The sequence below is a fragment of the Patescibacteria group bacterium genome (assembly GCA_028711655.1).
Lineage (GTDB): Bacteria > Patescibacteriota > Patescibacteriia > Patescibacteriales > JAQTRU01 > JAQTRU01.
This window is the reverse complement of the sequence record JAQTRU010000069.1, coordinates 1-2,746: the sequence shown is the minus strand read 5'-3', so window position 1 is coordinate 2,746 and position 2,746 is coordinate 1. Positions and strand designations below refer to the sequence as shown.

2 protein-coding genes are annotated in these 2,746 nt (G+C 42.5%); one reads left to right on the top strand and one right to left on the bottom strand.

The annotated features are described in order from the left end of the window. Positions 1-190: 190 nt before the first annotated feature. A complete protein-coding gene (locus tag PHQ42_05440) occupies positions 191-742 on the top strand; it encodes a hypothetical protein (protein MDD5072141.1) in 552 nt (183 codons plus the stop codon). A 57-nt stretch (positions 743-799) separates the two neighbouring features. Here PHQ42_05440 and PHQ42_05435 read toward each other — a convergent pair whose 3' ends face one another. Further along, positions 800-2,503, bottom strand: coding sequence for a carboxypeptidase-like regulatory domain-containing protein (locus PHQ42_05435; protein MDD5072140.1), 1,704 nt, complete (start codon positions 2,501-2,503; stop codon positions 800-802). Between the last annotated feature and the right edge of the window lie 243 nt (positions 2,504-2,746).

Sequence of the window (2,746 nt, the reverse complement as noted above, 5' to 3'; positions counted from 1 at the left end):
ATATTTTGTTTTTGCAATATTGTTTGGCGTGTTTATGTTCGTCTACGGTGAATATGATGATAGCCCCGGGGGACAATTAATGGGGTTAATAGCTGTTATTATCGGAATTGTAGGATTGGCAAAGAATAAGAAAAAAATCTTCCGGCTAAATCACCCCCCTGTTTTAAATAATTATAATTAATTTACACCTATGCCAAAATTTTTAAAATTTTCCCTTTTTGGCTTGTCTCTGCTGATCATTTTTACTTTGACCGGCTGCGGCCAAAAATCAGCCGCCCCCGGCTCTTCAGGGAACAGCTCTGACAGTAGCCGAGCCACGGAACAAAACGGCTTACTTAACGGATCGGCTAGCGCAAACAATGAAGCCGGCCAGATTTTTGAACAAACTGTTGAGGTTGAACTGCCGGATTCGCCGGCCATGAAAACCGAAAGCGAAATCAGGCCACTTTTAAAAAAGATTTTCGGCGATGTAAAAGCAGAATCATACCAAGCTGATATTATGGGCGCGGGATCATTGATTGTTTCCTACGCCACTTCCCGTTTGCCAACCCCTAATGACCTTGGCGCTATTACCAAAGCCATGAAAGAAAAAGGCTATAAAGTCACCATGGAAAATAATAGTAATGTGCAAGCCGTCGCCATGTTTACGGCAAAGCCATATGACGTAAACATTAATTTTGATACCAAGCATCCTACTATTGGCGTTCAGTACAATCCTCACTTTGAGGCGCCGCAATATTAATTGAGAATAAAAAAATCATCCCGAATTCGCGGGATGATTTTTTATTTGTTTGGCTAATTATTTAATTGCCTTTAACTCGAGAACCGTGTCTTCGGTGTAGGTTTGCTTAAAAGCCTGTTTTTGCCGCTGGTAAGTTTTGCGCGCCCAAACTCCTCCCTGGCCAACGATGTCCCAATCTTTGATTTCTATTATGGAAGTAAAATTTTCACCGGCGGCATTCAAGCCTTCGTCCTGATGCATGGCCATAAAATCAAATAGCCAGGAATCTTCGGCAATTTCTACGCCCGGAAAATCGGCGTAATCTGAAACGTAATTGCATTCAAAATCACAGTATTGCCTGGCTTTGGCCAAGCTTGCTTGTATTTCAGCTTCAGCTTCAGGGGAGCCGCCGGGAATAAGAATTGTGCTCATGCAAAAAGCATCTTCGGGCAATTCTTTCTCCTCTTGTTCGCTAAAATCCAGCAATAAGCTTAAATTTTTTTCATCGGTCAAATTATTGCCGGCCGCTTTAAAGTTATATTGGAATGGCCTTAGTTGTTTGCACGTTCCGCCTTTGCCCAACTTTGTCGCCATTTTGTCAATGGTAATATTGCCGGAACTTGCCGCTGAATCTGACGCGTCGTTTACCAGCGCGCTTCCATGAACTTCTGAATGGTAGGTATTGCTGGAGATTTTTGAAGTTATGCTTAATTCATATTTGCCGCATTTTTTTAAAGTAAAATTCTTTTGCCAGCGGCTTCGCGTTATCGGCTCTTCCCAGATGTCTCCGTTAAGGCAAAATTGGCTGCCGGCGGAAACTACCGGGCACTTGGCGTCTTTGCCGATTACTTTAACAGCGTATTCTCCGGAATGGAGTTTTAATTTGTAATAGCCGTTTTTATCGGTCACGTCTTTTTTCTCCCAAGGACTATATTTAGTTTTTTGGGCGATGACCTGCGCGTTTTCCACGGCTTCTCCGTTTTGGTCCACTACCCAGCCGTCAAGCGTGATGCTTTCTTGCGGGTCAAGCTGCCATTCCACCAAAGCCTGGGCGTTATAGGCTTTAATTTTTCCATTTTCCTCACGGTTAAGGCTGTAATTAAATGGTATACTTTTTACCGTGCCATTATTCCAACAGCCGTGCTTCTCGATATTTTCGTCTCCGGATCGGGAATAATACGATTCACCGGCAATCAATTCTTCTTCCATGGTCATGATTACGCCGCAAGCAAAGGGCGGCGGATTTTTTTGCATCTGGGTTAAGGTTTTACTGATGTCCTCTCTTTCCGCTTCGGTCAGTACCAGCCAAACCGGGGCTTTAATGGCCAGCACGCTAAAGGCGTTTAAGTCCGCGGTAACAATATGCTTAGCGGTGTCAACCCGGCTATTAACCTCGGACCAATATTTTTTGCCATTTTCCTCGAGCCATTTAAAAAGGCGCAGATCGGCGGGGGAAATATCGGCCGGTATGGTTTCGGGATCATAGGCGAATTCAACATGCACCGGCCGGCCGTCGTTTTTCAGCCGGTCGATTTTATAGGCTTTGCCGATTACCGGAGAAATAGTTTTAGTGCCCCAAAAAGCATCAGTTATTTCGGTAAATTTAATTTTACCGGAATCACGATTAGCGGTTACCGCTCCCATGGTTTGGCTTTTAACCGTCAGGTTAAAATAAGCGTCCGATAATTTTTCTTTTAGATTAAATCTAAAAAACAGGAAACCGAGCAAAGCGACGATTGCCAAAGCGATGGCAATTAAAATTAATTTTAGTGCCGTGCGCATAAATTTTAATTTATGGGTTATTTCATTTAATTATAGCATAATTTGTTTATAAAAAAAATAATTTGCCGCCAAATCGCCTGCGGGCGCGGCTTTCCGGTTATCTATATTAACAATAAATATTTATTGACAAACGATAAGCCATGGTTTATAATTTTATTATAATTTATATTTAAACGCTATCTATGAAACCAGGCTCAACAATATTCTTAAAGGCAGTAATTATGCTTATCGGAATCGTGGCGC

Excerpts from the sequence above, each read along its gene's own strand:
- PHQ42_05440 (MDD5072141.1), top strand. The coding sequence starts at position 191 with ATGCCAAAATTTTTAAAATTTTCCCTTTTTGGCTTGTCTCTGCTGATC.
- PHQ42_05435 (MDD5072140.1), bottom strand. The coding sequence starts at position 2,503 with ATGCGCACGGCACTAAAATTAATTTTAATTGCCATCGCTTTGGCAATC.